At 72.5% G+C, this 2,369-nt stretch carries 2 protein-coding genes; both read right to left on the reverse strand.

The genetic code is table 11. From position 1 onward, the window contains the following. Window positions 1-150: 150 nt before the first annotated feature. Window positions 151-1,737 carry an oleate hydratase gene (locus AC1D1T_RS31910; protein WP_477993375.1) on the reverse strand — a complete coding sequence of 529 codons (1,587 nt, stop codon included), beginning with the start codon at window positions 1,735-1,737 and terminating at the stop codon, window positions 151-153. Window positions 1,738-1,820: 83 nt separating this feature from the next. After that, window positions 1,821-2,369 (reverse strand): urease accessory protein UreH domain-containing protein (locus tag AC1D1T_RS31915; protein ID WP_477993376.1); only part of this gene is annotated, 549 nt, incomplete at its 5' end.

Below are 2,369 nucleotides of genomic sequence, written 5' to 3' on the forward strand. Positions count from 1 at the left end.
GGCGGGGGCGGGGGCGGGGGCGGGCGGGGCGGCCACGGTGGCGGAGGAGGCGGTTTCGGTGGCGGCGGCGCCTCGGGCAGATGGTGACGGTCGCGTCCTGGCGGCGCATCTGCTGTGAGCCCGGCGGCTTGCCGGGTCCGTACGGGGGCCTCAGCCCACCAGCGTCCTCATCGCCGCCAGCGCCACCGCCGGATCGGCGATCGCGTGGTAGACCGGCGGGATCGGCCGCTCGATGCCGAGCAGTCCGTACACCGCATGCATCGCGCTGCGCACCGAGTACTCGACCGTGAAGACCACGTCTTCGGGGATCTCGACGTACTGCCCGAGCAGCGCGTAGTTCAGCGCGCCCTTCGGCACCACTGCCGGCCGGTCGCCGGCCTCGCGGCAGGCGAACTCGCTGGTGATGTACGGCATCATCACCGGGATCGCGGTGCTGGTGGCGAGCAGCTGGTCGAGGATGTCGGTGAAGCCGAGGTGGCGGACCAGCTCGGTCAGGATCTCGCGGCCGCTGCAGTCGGCCATCGGCTTGTCGACGAAGTTGCCCGGCTTGTCGACGAACAGCCCGTAGCCCCACACCGTCCAGACGCCGTCGGGCTGGTTCGCGAAGTGCGGCGCATGCGGCACGACGATCGACATCAGCCAGTTCGAGTCCTTGAACGTCATCAGCCCGCCGGTGCCGGGCTCGTTGCCCGAGAACTCGCGGATGCGCTGGATCAGCGCCGGGTTGCGCAGCGTCAGCGTGAACGACAGCCACTTGCTCAGGTCGACGTCGCCGCAGAAGGCCTGCGGCCGGCCGAAGCCCGGCGCCTTGCGCGCGAGGCGCTTCCACAGCGTCCAGGCGCCGTCGAGCGGCTCGCGCACCAGCTCGGCCGCACGGTCATGGCCGCCGCGGCGCGAATCGGCCGTCATCGACCCGAGCGTCAGGAACACCTTGTCCTCGCGGCCGAGGTCGATCCTGAACGGCCGGCCGTTGCGCTCGCCGTGCAGCGTGTCGATGCGCCGGCCGCTGCCGTCCTCGATGAAGTCGGCATCGAGCACGCGGCTGCCGTGTTCGAACACGACGCCGTGCGTGGCCAGCCACTCCTGCATCGGCCTCACCACCGAGTCGTACTGGTTCAGCGGCGTGCGCCGCACCCCGCCGAGCGTGTGGATGCGCGGGAACTCCTGCAGGAAGCGCAGCATGTAGCGGCGCAGCTCGACCGCGCTGTGCCAGTTCTGGAACGCGAAGGTGGTGCGCCACATCGCCCAGAAGTTCGTCTCGAAGAAGTGCGGGGCGAACCAGTCGTCGATGCGGCGCGTGCCGAGCAGCCGTTCCGGCGTGACRAGCAGCCGCACCAGGTCGAGCCGGTCGTGCAGGTCGAAGCCGAGCTCGCTCGCGTCCAGGATGTGGTGTTGGCGGTCGATCAGCCGTGCCTGCGCGTGCGTCAGCACCTCGGCGTTGAACTGCCGCACCTCGTCCTTCACGCTGCGCGATGCATCGCCGAGCGAGGGCACGCCGGCCAGCACGTCCCACAGGCACACGTAGGCCTCTTCGGTCCACATGCGCCCGCCGCGCGTCAGGAAGCCGCCGGTCGGGTCGCCGCTGCCGTCGAGCGCGCCGCCGGCGACCGGCAGCTCCTCGAGGATGCGGATGTCGCGGCCGCGCCAGCCGGCGTCGCGGATCAGCAGCACGGCGGCGGACAACGCGGCGATGCCGCTGCCGACGATGAAGGTGCGCGGCGAAGAGGGAAGGCTCATGGTCGTGTGGGAAGAGTTCAGGGGCTGCCGACATTGAAAGCGCACGAGCGCGGCGCCGGCTTGATGCCGGTCAAGCAGTGGCGTCAGGTCGCGCAGAAGAGCGCCGACTGCGGCCACAGCCCGTGGCCGAGCGACCAGCCGGAGCCGATCACCAGGCACAGGCCGGCGAGCCGGATGCTCCAGGCGAGCGCGCGCCGGTCGAGCCGCGCCCACAGCAGCGGTGCGCCCCAGAGCGTGAGCGATGACGCCGCGCCGAACGCGATCATCACGCCGGCACCGGCCAGGGCGCCGTCCGCGAGCGCCGCGAGCACCAGCGCCGACTGCAGCAGCCCGCACGGCCAGGCGACCCACAGCGTGCCGGCAGCGCCCGCCTTCAGCGGCCCGGCCATCACCTGCCAGCCGTCGGCGCGCGGCGCGTGCGGCACGGCCGGTGCCTGTCCGAGCTGGGCGAGCCAGCGCGGCTGCCGCCCGCTGAACAGCAGCCACAGGCCGAGCGCGATGCCGGCCACGTGCAGCAGCGCCCACAGCGGCCGCAGGGCCGGCGTGGCCTGGCCGAGCCAGGCGAGTGCCGAGACGCTGGAGGCGACCAGCGCGCCGCCGAGCGCGTAGCCGAGCAGCCGCCCGCCCTGGAA

It is taken from the genome of Rhizobacter sp. P2_H3 (genome assembly GCF_056403355.1).